This is a genomic window from Acetobacterium sp. UBA5834 (genome assembly GCF_002435675.1).
Taxonomy (GTDB): Bacteria; Bacillota; Clostridia; order Eubacteriales; family Eubacteriaceae; genus Acetobacterium; species Acetobacterium wieringae.
The window spans coordinates 1-17457 of the sequence record NZ_DJGY01000074.1 but is presented as its reverse complement, the minus strand read 5'-3'; the positions used below and the strand labels follow the sequence as shown (position 1 = coordinate 17457).

Genomic DNA, 17457 nt, shown 5'->3' with positions numbered 1-17457 from the left:
GATAATAAAATGCTATAATAATTAAGTTAGAGAACTTTTTACATTTATTTTAATTAAACATGGAGGGAAAATGGTACGAGATCGCTTTGCACCGAGTCCAACTGGCAATGTCCATGTTGGAAGTTTGCGGACAGCACTGTATAATTACTTATATGCTAAGAAAATGGACGGAATGTTTTTGCTCCGTCTTGAGGATACAGATCAAACCCGGCTTGAACAGGGGGCAGTGGATAACCTGCTGGATGCACTGAATATGACCGGCGTGATTCCGGATGAAGGCTTAATAAAAGAAAATGATCGTGTGATTGAAAAAGGCCAGCATGGCCCGTATATTCAATCCCAACGTCTCGACATTTATAAAAAACATATTGAGTTGTTACTTAATCAGGGACAGGCCTATTATTGTTTCTGCACCAAAGAACGACTGGAAGCGGTTAGAACTAGTCAGAAGGAAAAAGGCGAAACGCCTAAGTATGACGGAAAGTGTCGAGAATTGTCGCAGGCTGAGATCGCTGCAAATCTTGAGGCGGGGCTGCCTTATACCATCCGCTTGAAATTACCGGAAAATCATGTGATTGTTTTTGATGATCTGGTGCGGGGTGTCATCGAGATGAATACCAATGATTTGGATGATCAGGTTTTATTAAAGGCTGATGGCTTTCCAACTTACCACATGGCGGTTGTCGTCGATGATCATCTGATGGCAATTACCCATGTCATTCGCGGGGAAGAGTGGCTACCATCCACGCCCAAACACGTCTACCTGTATGAATGTCTGGGTTGGGAAGCGCCAAAGTTTGTCCATTTACCAAATATCCTGAATGATGACCGTAAAAAGCTCAGTAAGCGTCAGGGTGATGTTTCAGTTGGTGATTTTTTGGCAAAAGGTTATTTACCACAGGCACTTGTAAATTTCCTGGCGCTTCTGGGTTGGAGCCCGGAGAATGAGCAGGAAATATTTTCAATGGAAGAATTGATCCAGGCCTTTGACCTATCTCGAATTAACAAATCGGGAGCAGTTTTTGATCGGGCTAAGCTAAACTGGATGAATGCCCATTATATCAAAGAATTGCCACTGGACGAATTGGTAGATCATTTGACACCATTTTTGGTTGCGGCCGGGTTGATAAATCAGGAAGATGTCCCCCAAAAACAGGATTGGTTGGCTAAAATAGCCGAGATTTTAAGAGATCGAATTGAGTATTTTGCCCAGGCGCCCCAGGAATTAGAGATGTTATTTAAAAATGATTATGTCATTGAAGACGAGGAAGCATTGACATTATTGCACGAAGAGTCTTCTAAACGGCTTTACGAGGCACTGATAAAAAAAATCGAAACGACGGACGTTTTAGATGCGGCCCGGGGAAAAGTCATTCTAAAAGAAATTCAAAAAGAAGAAAAAATCAAGGGCAAAATGCTCTTTATGCCAAGTCGGATCATGATTACCGGTGAAATGCATGGTCCGGATCTTACATTAATTATGGATGTTCTGGGTAAAGATGAGGTTTTAAACCGCATCAAGTCAGTGGCATCGATTATGCAATTATAAATAAAATCAACAAGGAGGAAAGTACATGAGTAAACAAAAAACAAATAGTCAGGCGAAAAGCGGAATGCTATTGATCCTGATTGCGCTGTTTATTGGATTGGTAGGATATGTACTCTTTAATGGGGTATCAGTAGGTGTTTATGACATTGGTAATGTCAGTCAAAACATCAACTACGGATTGGATTTAACCGGTGGGGTCAATGTCGTGCTGGAAGCCCAGGCAACGGATGATGAGGCGGTTACTGCAGAAAAAATTGAATCGGCCATGCTGACCATCCGGCAGCGAATTGATACGTTAGGCGTTTCGGAACCGACAATTACAAAACAGGGCGATAATCGCATCCGGGTTTCCATTCCCTCGGTAAGCGATCAGGAAGAAGCCCTGGATCTGATTGGTAAAACAGCTCAGCTGGAATTTGTGGGGCCTGACGGAACCGTTATTTTGACGGGTAAAGACGTCGTGGATTCCAAAGGGGTTATGCAGACAGACAGCTCCGGATTGGAAAAAGCGGTTGTTACCTTAAAATTCAGCGAAGAAGGCACCAAGCTTTTTGCTGATGCAACCCAAAAATATATTGGTCAGGCAATTCAGATTAAACTCGATGACGAAATTATTTCATCACCTACTGTCAACGTCGCAATCACTAACGGTGAGGCCGTCATTGAAGGAATTGGCGACATCGAAGAAGCTGGCAATCTTGCTTCCCTTATTCGCGGCGGGGCATTGCCTGTCAAACTGGTGCCAATCGAAGTGCGAACGGTTGGCCCGACACTTGGTCAGAATTCCCTGGATAAAAGTATCTATGCCGGTATGATTGGGATTGCGCTGGTGCTCGTTTTTATGCTGATTTTCTACCGCGGGCTGGGAATTATTGCTGATTTGGCGCTGATTATCTTTATCATTATATTTATGATAATCTTAACAGCCCTTAACGTTACTCTGACACTGCCGGGTATTGCCGGATTGATTCTCACCATTGGGATGGCGGTAGATGCCAATGTTATTATTTTTGAGCGTATCAAAGAAGAAGCTCGGCTGGGAAAATCACTACTTACAGCAATCGATAATGGTTTTTCAAGAGCTTTTTCAACAATCCTTGATTCCAATGTGACTACCTTGATTGCTGGCTTTGTACTCTTCTTTTTAGGAAGTGGAAGCGTCCAGGGATTTGCCGTGACATTGATTTTAGGTATTCTTGTGAGTATGTTTACGGCAGTTGTAATTACCAAACAGTTGGTCATTTTACTGGTTAAAACTGAATTGTTTAAAAGCAATTCGTTCTACGGAATATAGAGAGGAGACCATAATGAAAAAGAACATTCAAGTAGCCGAAAAAAGCAAAATATGGTTTGCCATCTCGTTGATTTTAATTGCTATCAGTGTTGGTTCGTTGTTCATCAATGGACTCAATTTTGGTATTGACTTTATTGGTGGAACCATTGTTACCATTGAGTTAAACACACCTTTTGAAACCAGTGATGCCAAAGCGTTGATTGAAGAGTATGATTCCAGTGCTGATGTGACCTATGCCGGGGAAGCGAAGACGCAGGTGATTATTTCTACCAAAAAAGATTTATCCACTGAGGAACGACAGACGCTATTTTCAAAATTTCAGGAAAAATATAATTTAGAAGATACGGATTTGTTGTCGATTGACACGGTCAGTCCCTCAATTGGTGCAGAAATGGCTAACAGTGCCATGATTGCGGCAGTTGTCGCAGTATTACTGATGTTGGTGTACATTACATTCCGCTTTGAGTTTATGTTTGGCTTAGCCGCAGTCATCGCCTTAGTGCACGATCTGATCATTGTTTTAGGAGTCTATTCGATCTTCCAGATTCAAGTGAATTCACCACTGATTGCGGCAATGCTGACGATATTGGGATATTCCATCAATGATACCATCGTTGTTTTTGACCGCATTCGTGAAAATCGTCCTAAATTTGGGAAATACGATTATGCCAATTTAGTCGATACCAGTGTCACCCAAACCTTGCGACGCAGTATCAATACTTCTTTTACCACCTTGTTGGCAATCGGAGCTTTATACGCCTTTGGGGTGCCAGCAGTTCAGGATTTTGCTCTGCCGTTAATGGTTGGGATTGTCAGTGGAACCTATTCATCTATCTTTATCGCCAGTGCCCTCTGGTGCAAAATTAAAGAATTTCAGGCCAGTAAAAGTGCGGCGGTTAAAAGTTAACAACGAACATATGAAATAAAACAAATAACAAAGCGTTTAGCGTCAAGGAGGTAGCTCCCTGACGCTTTCGTTTTAGGTGTCTGATCTTTAGTACGGACTACAGTAAATCATACAATTCAATCTTGAGGTGGATATGTCAGTAAAAACACAATGGATACAAAGAAAAAGTAAGCACAGTCATTTAAGTGTGCCCGAAAATGAAGATTTAATAGATCAAATTATGGAGGAGTTCAACTTAACAAAACGAACAGCTGAAATACTGATCAGTCGGGGGATAACATCCATTGAGGAAGCCCGGCGCTATCTTAATCCTTCGTTGGCTGATCTTCATGATCCGTTTCTTTTTAACGAGATGGAAAAAGTAGTAAACCGAATTGCAAAAGCAAAAGCGGCAAACGAAAAAATATGTTTGTATGGCGATTATGATGCAGATGGTACTATTGGGGTATCTATCATGTACAGTTTTTTGAAACGCCATGAATTCAATGTTTCCTACTTTATTCCCAATCGACTGATCACTGGTTATGGACTACATATTGATCCGCTGCAAAACTTAATTGATGAAGCGGTGGGGCTTCTGATTACTGTCGATAATGGGATTTCCGCCAATGACCAGATTGATTTTTGTAATCAGCACAATCTGGATGTAATTATAACCGATCACCATGAATGTCAAGGAACGCTTCCGGCAGCATTTGGAATTATCAACCCTAAGGTGCCAGGAGAAAATTATCCATTTAAGGAACTATGTGGTGCCGGGGTGGCTTTTAAACTTGTTCAGGCGATCAGTACGAGGCTCGGATTAGATTTCGATTTGCAGAATGCGATTGAATGCGTTGCATTAGCCACAGTAGCAGACCTGGTTCCACTTCAGAATGAGAATCGAATTCTGGTTGCCATGGGACTACATTACCTTAATTCGAATCACAAAAATCCTGGAATTCGGGCATTGATTGAAGTAAGTGAGTTGGCCCAGGTGAAAGCCTGGCATTTTGGTTTTGTGCTGGGTCCCAAGATTAATGCAGCAGGGCGATTAGGAGAGGCACATCACATTGTTGACTTACTCACTGGACATGATCCAGCTAGATTGATGGAATTGGCTAAATTTTTAAGTGATGAAAACCGGAAACGCCAGAATCTTGAATCAACCATTCTGGATGCAGCACTTGCTCAGGTTGAATCCCAGGAGCTATATAAAAATGATATTATAATCGTCGTTGGGGAAAACTGGCACTCGGGTGTTATTGGGATTGTTGCCAGTCGGATTCAGGAAAAGTATTATAATCCGGTGATTGTCGTTAGTGTGACGGATGGAAAGGGGAAAGCTTCCTGTCGCAGTGTGGAAGGGTTCAATATTTTTGAAGCCCTACAATCCTGTGGTGAGTTATTTAGCAGTTATGGTGGTCACGATCAAGCAGCCGGTTTTAGTATCGATGCTGAGAATCTCGCCCAGATGACCAAGAAAATTATTGAATACGGACACCTTACAGAAATAAAAAAACATCTGATCAAAAAAATTCCCTACGATGCGATTATTGATGAGACGGAAATCACCTGGAATCTTTTTAATGACTGCTCACATTTTGAACCGTGTGGTCTGGGAAATCCCGGCGTGCAATTTGTCCTCAACCGTCCAGATATTATTTCGATGAGAACCATGGGAAAAGAAAATAATCATTTGCGGCTGAGTTTGAGTAATGATGTTAGCGGAGTCGGTTTTGGGTTTGGCGAGTTTTTGACCAATCGCCCCGAATTAAGCGCAAATGGTTTCCGGGGAGTGGAGTTTATTTGTCGCCTGGATGTCAACGAGTATCGAGGGAATAAAACTTTGCAATTGGTATTAAAAGACATCCACCAAAATCCCATCTGGGATTTTGACATGGCGATGTTTTTGGTGAAGTTCATCGTTCAATCGGTGAATCCCAAAATAGAAATTAAGTTGCAGTCTTATGGAATTGATCCGTATGAAATGCGAATGCAGCGGGAGACCGTAAAATGCGTTTATCTGGTCCTGAAAAAATCGGGAGAAGTTGGGGTATCTGTACAAAACCCAAATAGCACAAAATTGTCGCCATTTCATTTTTTAATGGCATGCGAAATACTTCGAGAAGCAGGATTAATTGCATACCGATTAAAAAACGGGCTGGTTTTTTCGAAAATTATAGAAACACAGGAAAAAAAGGATATTCAAAACACGCAACTAATGATAAAATTAGAAAAAATGATTTGTGATTGAAAAGGGAGATTAAGATGGATTTAAAAGAAAGCATTGGTATTTACGAAGATTTTCCCAAGGAAGGGATTAGTTTTAAAGATATAAACAGTCTGATTTTAAACCCGAAGGCTTTTGCACATGTCATTGACGAAATGACGAAAGTAGCAAAGGCCCTTGATGCTAATATAATTGTAATTCCTGAAGCCAGAGGTTATATTTTTGGGACGCCATTGGCATATTTAATTGGTGCTGGTTTGGTGCCCGTTCGAAAGCCTGGAAAACTGCCTGGTGAGGTTTCATCGGAAGCTTATGACCTTGAATATGGATCAAATATTGTCGAAATTCAAAAAAACGCCATCAAGCCGGGAGATCGGGTTATTATTGTCGATGATTTACTGGCCACCGGGGGAACGATGATGGCCGCTACCAAATTGATCGAAAATCTTGGTGGGGAAATTTCGGGCATCATCACCTTGATTGAACTCACTGAATTAGGGGGGCGTGAGCTTCTTAAGAATTATTTTGTACACTCGATTGTGACCTACCCCTACTAAAGACTACTCACTAATAAAAGGCAGAAACGATATGGATAATGATGCAGTAAGAGGAAAAATTGACAATGTAATAAACCTGGTTAAAGCAAATAATCCAGATGCACAAACGGAGATGATCTATAAGGCTTATGACCTGGCCCGGGAAGCTCATAAAGATCAGAAACGTCTTTCTGGAGAAGACTATGTAATCCATCCGGTTTCTGTTGCTTATATTTTGGCTGAAATGCAAATGGATACGGAAACGATTGTGGCCGCTATTTTGCACGATGTTATTGAAGATACAATCTATTCATATGATTATATAAAAGAAGAATTCAATCAAAATATTGCGGACCTGGTGGAGGGTGTTACGAAAATCGGGCGGATTGGCTTTCAGTCCAAAGAAGAAAGTCAGGCGGAAAACCTCCGCAAAATGATTCTGGCCATGTCCAAAGATATTCGGGTCATTCTGATTAAGCTGGTTGACCGGCTTCACAACATGCGTACCTTGGAATACATGCGGGAAGCTAAACAGATTGAGAAAGCCAAAGAAACGTTGGATATCTATGCACCTTTGGCAAATCGACTGGGAATTTCGACCATCAAGTGGGAACTGGAGGATTTGGCACTAAAATATCTGGATCCGGAAGGTTACTATGATTTAGTTCAAAAAATAAAAATTAAGAAAAGCGCCCGAGAAGCCTATATTGCCGATGTAATTGAAGTGTTATCCAAAGAAATCGAAAAAGTCGGTACCCATGCCGAGATTTATGGGCGGTCTAAACATTTTTACAGTATCTACCGAAAAATGAAAAGCCAAAACCGCAGCTTTGATGAAATCTACGATTTGATTGCCGTTCGGGTTATTGTTGATTCGTTAAAAGACTGTTATGGAGTGCTGGGCGTGGTTCATTCACAATGGACACCCATTCCGGGACGTTTTAAAGACTATATTGCCATGCCGAAACCAAATCTCTATCAGTCCATTCATACAACGGTGATGGGACCCAAGGGCGAACCCTTCGAAATTCAAATTCGTACCAGAGAAATGCATGAAACCGCAGAGTACGGAATTGCTGCCCACTGGAAATATAAAGAAGGACGAATGGATGCCAAGGACAATAAGTATGAGGTTCAAATGTCCTGGCTGCGTCAAATGCTTGAACTCCAGCGGGATTCTGAAGACGCCGGAGAATTGGTGGAAACCATTAAGGTTGATCTTCTCAATGAAGAGGTCTACGTCTTTTCGCCCAAAGGCGCCGTCGTTCCGCTTCCGGCAGGATCATGTCCCCTGGATTTTGCCTACCGAATTCACAGTGATATCGGAAACAGCTGTGTCGGGGCTCGGGTAAATAATAAAATTGTCCCACTCAATAGTCCCTTGAAGAGTGGAGACATCGTGGAAGTTATGACTTCCAAGAATTCAAATGGTCCCAGCAGAGACTGGCTGACCTTTGTTAAGAGCCCACATGCGCGCAACAAAATAAAGCAATATTTTAAAAAAGAAGAAAAAGATGAGAACATTCAAAAAGGCCGAAGTATTTTAGAGCGAGAAATCAAACGAGAAGGCTTGCAGCACTCAAATTTATTGAATTTGAATAATCTGGAGCTCCTGGCTGAAAAGTGTAGCTATAAGAGCCTCAACGATTTTTATGCTGCTATTGGTTATAATGGGATAAAAATTGGAACTGTTTTTCAAAAGATGAAACTGCTGTTTCCTAAGGAATTTCCTGAAGAAGTTGAAGAGATCGTCTTAAAAAAACCGACTAAAGATCCAAAGAAATCCAGTAGTACAGTGATTGTTGCGGGACATAACGAAATTGATGTCCACTTTGCCAAATGTTGTAATCCGGTGCCTGGCGATAAAATTGTAGGATATATCACAAAAGGCCGGGGGATCTCAGTCCATCGGGCGGATTGTTCCAATGTTCTTAATCTCACGGATCCCAACCGGATTGTCGAAGTAGAGTGGAATAAATACAGTACCGGATCATTTACAGCAGAAATACACATAAAAGCCAAGGAATCACCGGGTACGATTATTCAAATTTCGAAAACATTTCTGGATATGGGCATTCCGGTGACAGCTCTGAATGCGAAAAATGAGAAAAATGAATATGACTTTTTTTCGGCCACGCTCGAGGTAAAGAGCCGTCGTGAATTAAATTTGCTGATTAAGAATTTGAACAAAATAAAAGAAATTACACAGATTTACCGAGTATAAGGAGTAGTTATGCGGGCAGTAATACAGCGGGTGACCGCTTCAGAAGTACGGATCAACAATGAAACAGTGGCGAAAATTGGCCATGGACTCAATGTACTTCTGGGCATTAAAGATGATGATACCGAGGCAGATATGGACTATATCATAAATAAGTTGGTTAACCTGAGAATATTTGAAGATGAAGATGGCAAAATGAATCGCTCCATTCTCGATGAAGAAGGTGAATTGTTAGTAGTCTCACAGTTTACTCTCTACGGTGATTGTCGTAAGGGCAGACGGCCAGGCTTTACCCGAAGTGGGCCAGTAGATGTTGCAGAAAAAAAATATGCCATTTTTGTTGATAAATTAAAACGTCAACCAATTAAAAAAATTGAGACGGGTGTTTTTCAGGCTGAAATGGAAGTATTGATTGTCAACGATGGTCCGGTTACCCTGTTATTAGATAGTGAAAAAGTTTTTTAAATTGATTAAATAGATAAGGAAAGCAATATGGAAGTAATCAAAAAATCCCTGGGACAAATGGGCACAAATTGTTACGTGGTTTGGGATGAGAACACACTGGAAGCGGCGGTGGTTGATCCCGGATTTGAGGATCAACAAATTGGTGACATCATTAATGACAATAAACTCAAAGTAAAATACATTCTGCTGACACATGGTCATTTCGATCATCTTGGTGGCGTTAATCAGATTAAGCAATTAACTGGAGCTAAGGTTCTGATTCACGAAAATGATGCGGATTGTCTTGTGGATCCGAAACGAAACCTCTCAGCATTGGCTGGAATCGACATGGTACTGGCGCCAGCTGATGGATATTTAAACGAAAATGAAACAATCACATTAGGAGAGATTGTTATCCGCATAATACATACACCTGGTCACTCAAAGGGAGGGGTCTGTTTCTTGGCAGACGGTCAGCTCATAGCTGGAGATACTCTTTTTAACACTTCGATCGGCCGAACGGACTTTGCAGATGGCGACTTAAGTGAGTTACTCAATGCGATTGAGATGAAACTGTTTATCCTTGATGATGCAACCATTGTACTACCGGGACATGGTGGGAATACGACCATTGGGTACGAAAAAATGCACAATCCTTTTTTAAAGGGGCGTTTCTAGGAGGGGCCAATGAGAGTGCTTCGCTTTGATCTGGAACGGCCAGAATTAGAATATTATTTTCATGAATTATATCAGGCCTTCGATCCGGGTGTAAAAAATGTCTTGACAGGAAAAGCAGATGGTGTATTAGTTGAGAAAACCGAAGGAACACAAGTTGTGCTAACTTTGACATGGGAAGGTGGTAAAGCACTAACTCGAACCTATCAATTCAATAGCAGCGTCGAACCCCTTGAAAATAGCCTTTATAAGGGGTTTCTTTATGATTTTCTATCTGAGTACTTTGAAAAAAGGCTGCAATGGGGAACATTAACCGGTATTAAACCAGTAAAAATGGTACAGCAATATTACAAACAGGGTAGGACGACAACCCAAATAAGAAATAGATTCAGGGATTATTATCGTGTCAGCAATGACCGCACCGATCTTTTGCTTCAGATTTCAAAAACACAAGCCAGCCTCATTCCCAGTGAACAGGTTAGTGAGGCGAATCGCCTTATTAGTATATATGTAGGAATTCCTCTTTGTCCCTCTAAATGTGACTATTGCTCCTTTGTGTCCACGATTGTCGATAAAAAGGGTGAAAATTTGCAGCGATATCTGGATCATTTACTTATTGAAATTAAAAAAACAGGGGAAGTTCTAAAGGCTTCCAATTTGCGAATTGACACCTTGTATATCGGTGGCGGCACACCAACCGTGTTAAGTGCAAATCAATTGGAACAGCTGATGTCAGTACTTGAGGGTAGCTTTAATTTATCGCAGTTGAGGGAATATACTCTGGAAGCAGGGCGAGCCGAAACGATTAATCAGGAAAAGCTGGCAGTGGCACGGGCCCATGGCGTGGAGCGGATTTGTCTGAATCCTCAGTCCATGAACCCACAAACACTATTAAGTGTAGGAAGACCCTGGCAAGCGGGACTCCTTGAACAACAGGTGGAATTAATTAAGTCGATGGCGTTTAAAACCTTGAATATGGATCTGATAGCTGGATTGGGCAATGAAACACCCGAGGATTTTTTACGATCCCTGGAAGCTGTAATCGCCCTGGATCCTCAAAACATTACTATCCATAATTTGTCAATAAAAAAAGGCTCCCGACTAAAAGATCAAAACGGCATTGTTGTTAATGAGGGCTATGGCGAAGACTTTTATCAAGCAGTAAAAAACCGCTTGGGTGCTGAAGGTTTCGAACCCTATTATCTGTATCGTCTAAAATATACCCGGGACAACAGTGAAAATGTCGGGTACGCCAAGCGGGGACATGAAGGAATTTACAACATCTTGATGATGGCTGAGTGCCAGTCAACTCTAGGTATTGGGGCTGGAGCAACGGGAAACCTCTATGATCCAGTGACCGATAATATCTCCAAGGTTTTCACGGTAAAAGATGTGAAAACTTATAATGAACGGTTTGAGGAGATTGTGGAGAAAAAGTGCGGTGCTTATCGCATTTTATCAATGAATAAAAAATAAGACTATTTTTTAAATCGGAATAGAATGTTCCGATTTTTTATATTTGGACTATTAATGACGATTATAAATCATTAAATCGTTGAAACGATTCATAAATCATGATACACAAATTGTTTTTCAGCATTCCCGCTTGACAGCTCTATTACATCTTCATTATAATATAAAGGTAAGAAGATAATAAATCACTATATACATTGGAGGTAGAATGAATACTTATTATAGAAATACCATGTGTGGAGAATTAACAGCAAGCAATGTTGGGCAGGTTGTTGAATTGGCGGGCTGGGCAGATAATCGTCGAAATCTCGGCGGGGTACTTTTTATCGATTTAAGAGACCGCTCCGGAAAAATTCAGCTGGTGGTCAACGAAGAAAAACCAGAAGCTTTTGAAATTGCAGAAAAGGTCAGAAATGAGTATGTCTTATCGGTTAAAGGTAAGGTTGTCTTAAGAAGCCTGGAAAATGTTAATAAAAATATCCTAACTGGTGAAATCGAAGTTGAAATTATCGAGGTAAAAATTCTGGATTCATCGGAAACACCACCAATTTATATCGAAGACAATGATCAGACCAATGAAGCGGTACGACTCAAATATCGTTACCTTGATCTGAGAAAACCGAAATTCCAGAAAATTCTAAGAACACGGCACCAAGCAGCTGCCATTGCCAGAAATTTTTTAAATGAGAAGGGTTTTCTGGAAGTCGAAACACCAATGCTGGCTAAACCGACTCCTGAGGGAGCCCGAGATTTTCTGGTGCCATCCCGGGTACAAAAAGGAAAGTTCTTTGGATTGCCGCAGTCACCTCAGTTATACAAACAAATCTTAATGATTTCTGGCGTTGACCGTTATTATCAGATTGCCAAATGTTTCCGTGATGAAGATTTAAGACAGGATCGCCAGCCGGAGTTCACTCAAATTGATATGGAAATGTCGTTTATTGACAAAGACGATATTATTGCCATTAACGAAGAAATGATTGCAAAGATTATGAAAGAAGTAAAAGGCGTCGATGTTCAAACGCCAATGGTAAGAATGACCTATCAGGAAGCGATGGATCAATATGGTTCGGACAAGCCCGATACCCGATTTGACTTAAAACTGATTGACTTATCAGAAATTGTTGAAAACTCTGAATTTAAAGTTTTTTCCAGTGCCGTAAAAAAGGGTGGTAGCGTTCGTGCCATCAATGCTAAAGGGGCGCAGGATAAATTAAGTAAAAAAGGCATTAAAGGACTGGAAAATTTTGCTAAGATTTATAAAGCTAAAGGTTTAGCCTGGATCGACGTTTCCGAAGACGAGATGAAATCACCAATCCTGAAGTTCATTTCAGAAGAAGAAAAAACCGCAATTTTTGAAAAAACTGATGCAAAGCCAGGGGATTTAATTTTTATTATTGCAGATACCAACGAAATAGTCTGTAATGCTTTAGGTCAATTACGACTGGAACTGGCACGTAAATTGGAATATGATTTAAAAGACCAGTATAATTTTCTCTGGGTAACGGATTTTCCATTATTGGAATATGACCCGGAAGCAGGCCGTTATACCGCTAAACACCACCCTTTTACCATGCCGCTTGAAGAAGACTTGCAGTATCTGGAAACCGATCTGCTAAAGGTTCGGGCGGATGCTTATGATATGGTCGTAAACGGGGTCGAACTGGGCGGTGGAAGTATTCGTATCCATAACCAGGACATCCAGGAAAAAGTATTCACGGCGTTGGGCTTTACTCAGGAATCAGCCTGGGAGCAATTCGGATTTTTGCTGGAAGCTCTTAAATATGGTACTCCGCCCCATGGTGGGTTGGCCTTTGGTCTGGATCGTCTGGTGATGTTGCTTACCGATAATGACAATATTCGTGACGTTATTGCTTTCCCGAAAACTCAAAATCATGGTTGTCTGATGATGGATGCACCAGCGAGTGCCAGTCTGGATCAACTCATCGATCTGGGCATCTCTGTGGATGAATTGTAATGAAAGAAATAGGAACAGTTAGATCACTTCGGGGAAATAATGCCGAAGTTGAAATTAAACGTAATTCAGCTTGTGGTGACTGTGGTGCCTGTCACATCAGCAAAGATCAGTCAGTTATGTTAACGACAGCGAAGAACACAGTCAATGCTAAGAACGGTGAAACGGTTGAAGTAGAAATGCAATTTGTCAATGTCTTTGTTGCCGCATTTATCATGTATGGAATACCGCTTGTTGCCTTTATTTTAGGAAGTAGCGTGACATATTATGTGATTGGTAGCTTCAAATTAGGGTTGGATCAAGTGCTGGTCTCTTTTTTGACAGGAATCTGTCTAACGGCCATCGCCTATCTGGCAATCCGTCACTTTGATCGTCAGGGTCGATTTAACAGCAAGTATCAACCCGTGATCATTGCTGTTATCGATAATGCTGAGATTAAATCGACCCCTATGGAAAAACGAATGGGTAATTAATTACGAAAGAGGTATCTGCGGTTTTTAACGCAGATACCTTAAATATTGATGTATTTTTGTTGGTTTAAACAAAATAAATAAAAAAAAGCTTGATTAATCCCCCGTGATTCATTATAATATATTTACTGTCTGGGTGTAGCGCAGCTTGGTAGCGCGCTTGACTGGGGGTCAAGAGGCCGGAGGTTCAAATCCTCTCACTCAGACCATTTTTTATTAAGGTGAAAATATGGGTCAAATTAAAAGAAAAAATAATAGACGAGTCAATTCTTTAAGAAAAATTGTTGTTGGCATCGTTTTTTTTTTATTGTAGCAATAATTATTATTTCCAGTTACCGGGGTAATATGAGCATGCTGCTCGAAAAAAAAGAGTATACTGAATCGTATAAAACAGAGATGTATTTTTTCAAAGATGTTGATTATCGAACGCTCGATAATTTCCAGGCCAGTGATTTATCGCTGATGGAAGGGGAAAAAGCCAATGGTTATAAACCGTTGACAAATTCACCGAAGGTTATTAATACGGAATATTTAAATCAACAAATTGCCGTGATTGACACGATCATTAAAGAAGAGTATTATAACAACTGGAGCCGGATCGTGGGCGATATGGTGACGAATTATCAAGGTATTTCGAGCATTACCAACCAGATCGGTGAAACAGAGCGGGAACGAAAAAAATTTCTGATTGAATCAGTGCAATACATGGGATTAGATTTAGCCGCCCTTCAACAAAAACGGCAAACGCTGGTTGGCCTGCTTGGTGGTCAACCGAGAAACATTGCCTTGAATGAACTTGGATTACTTTCGAGTGGCTATGTTTATACTTCGATCCAACCAGTTGAAAAAGCGTTAAGTGAAAGCATGCTCCCCTATATTAATACCACTTTTTTAAAAACCGCCAGTAAAGTTGATCAGCAATCCGAAGGACTTTTAAAGGTTGTAAATAATGACCACATTTATGTCGCTTTTTCCATGCCAAGTGACATGGCCATTATGGGCGAAGCTGAGGTTGAGGCTTTAAAGACTGAATTGATGGGGACTACCGACAGTGGGATTAATCAAGATTACTATGAGTTTTTAATTAAAAGAGTTGATCAGTTATACCATTTTCCTAAGCTTCGATTTAAATTTGATGATCAGGTGTATTCTGGTTATTTTGTAGATGTTGTTGATGAAGGTAACCAAAAGATAATTGTACTGATGCTTAAAGACTATGTTAATGATTTTTCCAAGGTGGTAATCGGTAAGTCAGACGTTTTTATTCAGGACTACAGTGCCTATGAAATACCCAAAAGTGCAGTATACACTATCGGAGATGAGACATTGATCGACACCGTAACAAAAGGTTATTTTAGTGATTCATTTCCGGTTGTTGTGGAAAAGTATAATAATGGCTATGCTGTTTTGAGAACCGATGAGAATCCGAATTTAAGCAGTGGTATGCGGATTAGTATTTATCCCTAAGGATGTGAAACAAAGTGATTTCAGAAAACATAAAACGGATCAAATCAGAAATACCCGAAGATGTTACGCTAGTTGCGGTGACAAAATATCAAAGTCTGGAAGCAACCCAGGCGGTTTTAGAAGCTGGCGTTTTTGACCTTGGCGAAAGTAAGGTTCAGGATTTTCTTAAAAAATACGAGGTTCTGGGCGATCAGCCACGTTGGCATTTTATTGGACATTTGCAAAAAAACAAGGTAAAATATTTAATTGGTAAAACCTTTCTGATCCATTCTGTCGATTCAATCGAGTTGATGGATGTCATTGAAAAGGAAGGAAAAAAACAGGGAATTGTTACCGATGTTTTACTCCAGTTAAATTTAGCTCGAGAAGACAGTAAATCTGGAATTCTCGAAGAAAATCTGCAAACGGTATTGAATGAGTTGTCCGGATATCAGTTTGTCCGGATCAAAGGTCTGATGGCGATGGGTCCTTTAACTCAAAATAATGACAAAATACGTGAGATTTTTGTGGATTTAAAAAGAATTTATGATAAAATAAAAGAGGAATCTGTGGGTGAGGTTATTCAAATGAATTATCTTTCCATGGGTATGACTGATGATTATACCATTGCAATAGAAGAGGGCTCCAATATGATTAGAGTTGGACGCAAAATATTTAGTTAGGAGAGATACGATGGCAGCAGAAAAATTTAAGGATAAAATTATTAAGGTTTTTGGCATGGAAGTAGACAATGAGGATGGTTACGACGAAATTTACGAGGAAGATGTATATGATGACGATGTTGAAGATACAAAAAGTGCCTTCACAGCGCCAAAAGCAAAAAAAACAACAACTTCAAGACGAAGTGAACTATCCCTCGATGACGGTCCAGAAGTCTTAGTGTTGGAACCTGAAGTTTTTAAAGATGCACCAAGTATCTGCAATAAAATAAGAAATAACAAAACAGTTGTATTGAATTTAAAAAACACTGATTATGAAAATGGTCGTAAAATATTTGATTTTTTAAGTGGAGCATTATTTGCACTAGACGGTTCAATTAATAAAATTGCAGACAATGTATTTATTTTAGCTCCAAAAGCGGTGGCGGTGTTGACTAATCCACAGCATGATGATTTGGATTTCAATGCGCCGATTTTAGAGTGGGATGAGGATATGGAATAGGTCGTTTATGATCCAAGGAATTCTCATTCAAGCCGGTAATCTATTATTTGAATTGATCACACTATTAATTTTTGTCAACATTATATTTAGTTGGGTGAGACCCAATCCAGATAATATTTTTGTAAAGACGATTTATGGTTTAACGGAGCCCATTTTATCGCCGTTGCGACGATTTACAATCATTGGACCATTGGATTTATCAGCCTTTGCTGCGATATTATTAATGCAGATCGTATTGTTTCCGCTTTATAAAATGGTCGTCATGTTAATATTTTAGAGTTATATTCAGATATCAAGTATTAAGGGGATGTCTAATGACAGAAAAAAAAGATACTTTTTTATTATCACGTATTACTGATGCGTGTTGTAAAAATTTTAAACCCCGATTCTTTGATTTTTATGATGAAGTGTTTCAACAAAAAATAGCGGACACCATTAAGCATAGTGGTGTCCCTTATCTTTTTTTTGGAGGGCACCCGGATGCTGAGCGTAAGATGTTATGCATTTATCCGGATTATCTTTCTTCAGAGGATCTGGAATGGCCCATCTTCGCCATTGAATTCGAAAAAGTGATGCCAATTGATCACCGCAATGTCTTAGGGGAACTCATGCACTTGGGAATAACTAGGGAGAGTATTGGTGATATCGATGTGGGTGATGAAAAGGTACAAATTATCATGCATCAGCGACTACAGGAGTTCATGTGGATCAATTTCAATCAGATTAAAGGACGGGAGATACGAACGACAATAAAGACCAGTCAGCAAATCGAAAGCTTTGAAAAGAACTACAAGCGATTGTCTGTGGTGGTTGCTTCGAACCGAATAGACGGGATCATCAATAAAATATGGGGTTTTTCGAGACAGAATAGTCTTGTTTTAATCAAACAAGGTAAACTGCGGGTGAACTACGTGGAGATATATAAAAATGATTTTCGGCTGAAATCAGGTGATATTCTGTCGCTAAGAGGTAAAGGAAAGGCAAAAATCATCAGTATGGATGAACGGACAAAAAAAGGTAATATCCGATTAGAAGTGGATCGATATATATAATAGGTAATTGCGAAATGAAAA

General features: G+C 40.2%; 16 protein-coding genes and 1 tRNA gene. All 17 read left to right on the top strand.

The features are described 5' to 3' along the window. Positions 1-70 precede the first annotated feature (70 nt). Positions 71-1549: a glutamate--tRNA ligase gene (gltX, locus tag B3F51_RS15855; RefSeq protein ID WP_286948086.1), complete on the top strand. Its 1479-nt coding sequence runs from the start codon at positions 71-73 to the stop codon at positions 1547-1549. A 25-nt stretch (positions 1550-1574) separates the two neighbouring features. Beyond that, a complete protein-coding gene (secD, locus tag B3F51_RS15850) occupies positions 1575-2843 on the top strand; it encodes a protein translocase subunit SecD (protein WP_084633610.1) in 1269 nt (422 codons plus the stop codon). 13 nt (positions 2844-2856) lie between these two features. Beyond that, positions 2857-3750, top strand: coding sequence for a protein translocase subunit SecF (secF, locus tag B3F51_RS15845; protein WP_286948083.1), 894 nt, complete (start codon positions 2857-2859; stop codon positions 3748-3750). 133 nt (positions 3751-3883) lie between these two features. Further along, complete coding sequence (gene recJ / locus B3F51_RS15840; protein ID WP_286948081.1) at positions 3884-5986, top strand: single-stranded-DNA-specific exonuclease RecJ; 2103 nt, start codon at positions 3884-3886, stop codon at positions 5984-5986. A gap of 14 nt (positions 5987-6000) precedes the next feature. Further along, positions 6001-6519: an adenine phosphoribosyltransferase gene (locus tag B3F51_RS15835; RefSeq protein ID WP_070371192.1), complete on the top strand. Its 519-nt coding sequence runs from the start codon at positions 6001-6003 to the stop codon at positions 6517-6519. A 31-nt stretch (positions 6520-6550) separates the two neighbouring features. Continuing rightward, positions 6551-8722, top strand: a complete 2172-nt coding sequence (locus tag B3F51_RS15830) for a RelA/SpoT family protein (RefSeq protein ID WP_070371193.1) — start codon at positions 6551-6553, stop codon at positions 8720-8722. 9 nt (positions 8723-8731) lie between these two features. Then, positions 8732-9184, top strand: a complete 453-nt coding sequence (dtd, locus tag B3F51_RS15825) for a D-aminoacyl-tRNA deacylase (protein ID WP_286948078.1) — start codon at positions 8732-8734, stop codon at positions 9182-9184. A gap of 27 nt (positions 9185-9211) precedes the next feature. Then, positions 9212-9841: an MBL fold metallo-hydrolase gene (locus B3F51_RS15820; RefSeq protein WP_228883386.1), complete on the top strand. Its 630-nt coding sequence runs from the start codon at positions 9212-9214 to the stop codon at positions 9839-9841. A gap of 9 nt (positions 9842-9850) precedes the next feature. Next, the gene (gene hemZ, locus B3F51_RS15815) at positions 9851-11314 is read left to right on the top strand and encodes a coproporphyrinogen dehydrogenase HemZ (protein ID WP_286948075.1); all 1464 of its coding nucleotides are present in this window, start codon (positions 9851-9853) and stop codon (positions 11312-11314) included. Between the two features lie 205 nt (positions 11315-11519). After that, entirely contained in the window at positions 11520-13289 is a 1770-nt protein-coding gene (aspS, locus tag B3F51_RS15810; protein ID WP_228883389.1) for an aspartate--tRNA ligase, read from the top strand. Then, positions 13289-13759 carry a SoxR reducing system RseC family protein gene (locus tag B3F51_RS15805; protein ID WP_228883391.1) on the top strand — a complete coding sequence of 157 codons (471 nt, stop codon included), beginning with the start codon at positions 13289-13291 and terminating at the stop codon, positions 13757-13759. Before aspS ends, B3F51_RS15805 begins: the two co-directional genes overlap by 1 nt. A 129-nt stretch (positions 13760-13888) precedes the next feature. Then, a tRNA-Pro gene (locus tag B3F51_RS15800) sits at positions 13889-13965 on the top strand. Between the two features lie 142 nt (positions 13966-14107). Further along, positions 14108-15223: a hypothetical protein gene (locus B3F51_RS15795; RefSeq protein ID WP_286948074.1), complete on the top strand. Its 1116-nt coding sequence runs from the start codon at positions 14108-14110 to the stop codon at positions 15221-15223. Positions 15224-15237: 14 nt separating this feature from the next. Next, positions 15238-15885: a YggS family pyridoxal phosphate-dependent enzyme gene (locus B3F51_RS15790; protein WP_286948071.1), complete on the top strand. Its 648-nt coding sequence runs from the start codon at positions 15238-15240 to the stop codon at positions 15883-15885. Positions 15886-15895: 10 nt separating this feature from the next. Then, positions 15896-16384 carry a cell division protein SepF gene (locus B3F51_RS15785; protein ID WP_070371201.1) on the top strand — a complete coding sequence of 163 codons (489 nt, stop codon included), beginning with the start codon at positions 15896-15898 and terminating at the stop codon, positions 16382-16384. Next, positions 16368-16661, top strand: a complete 294-nt coding sequence (locus B3F51_RS16280) for a YggT family protein (RefSeq protein WP_414632384.1) — start codon at positions 16368-16370, stop codon at positions 16659-16661. The genes B3F51_RS15785 and B3F51_RS16280 overlap by 17 nt, the downstream gene beginning before the upstream one ends. A gap of 37 nt (positions 16662-16698) precedes the next feature. After that, positions 16699-17436, top strand: coding sequence for a YlmH/Sll1252 family protein (locus B3F51_RS15780; RefSeq protein WP_070371203.1), 738 nt, complete (start codon positions 16699-16701; stop codon positions 17434-17436). The last annotated feature ends 21 nt before the right edge of the window (positions 17437-17457 follow it).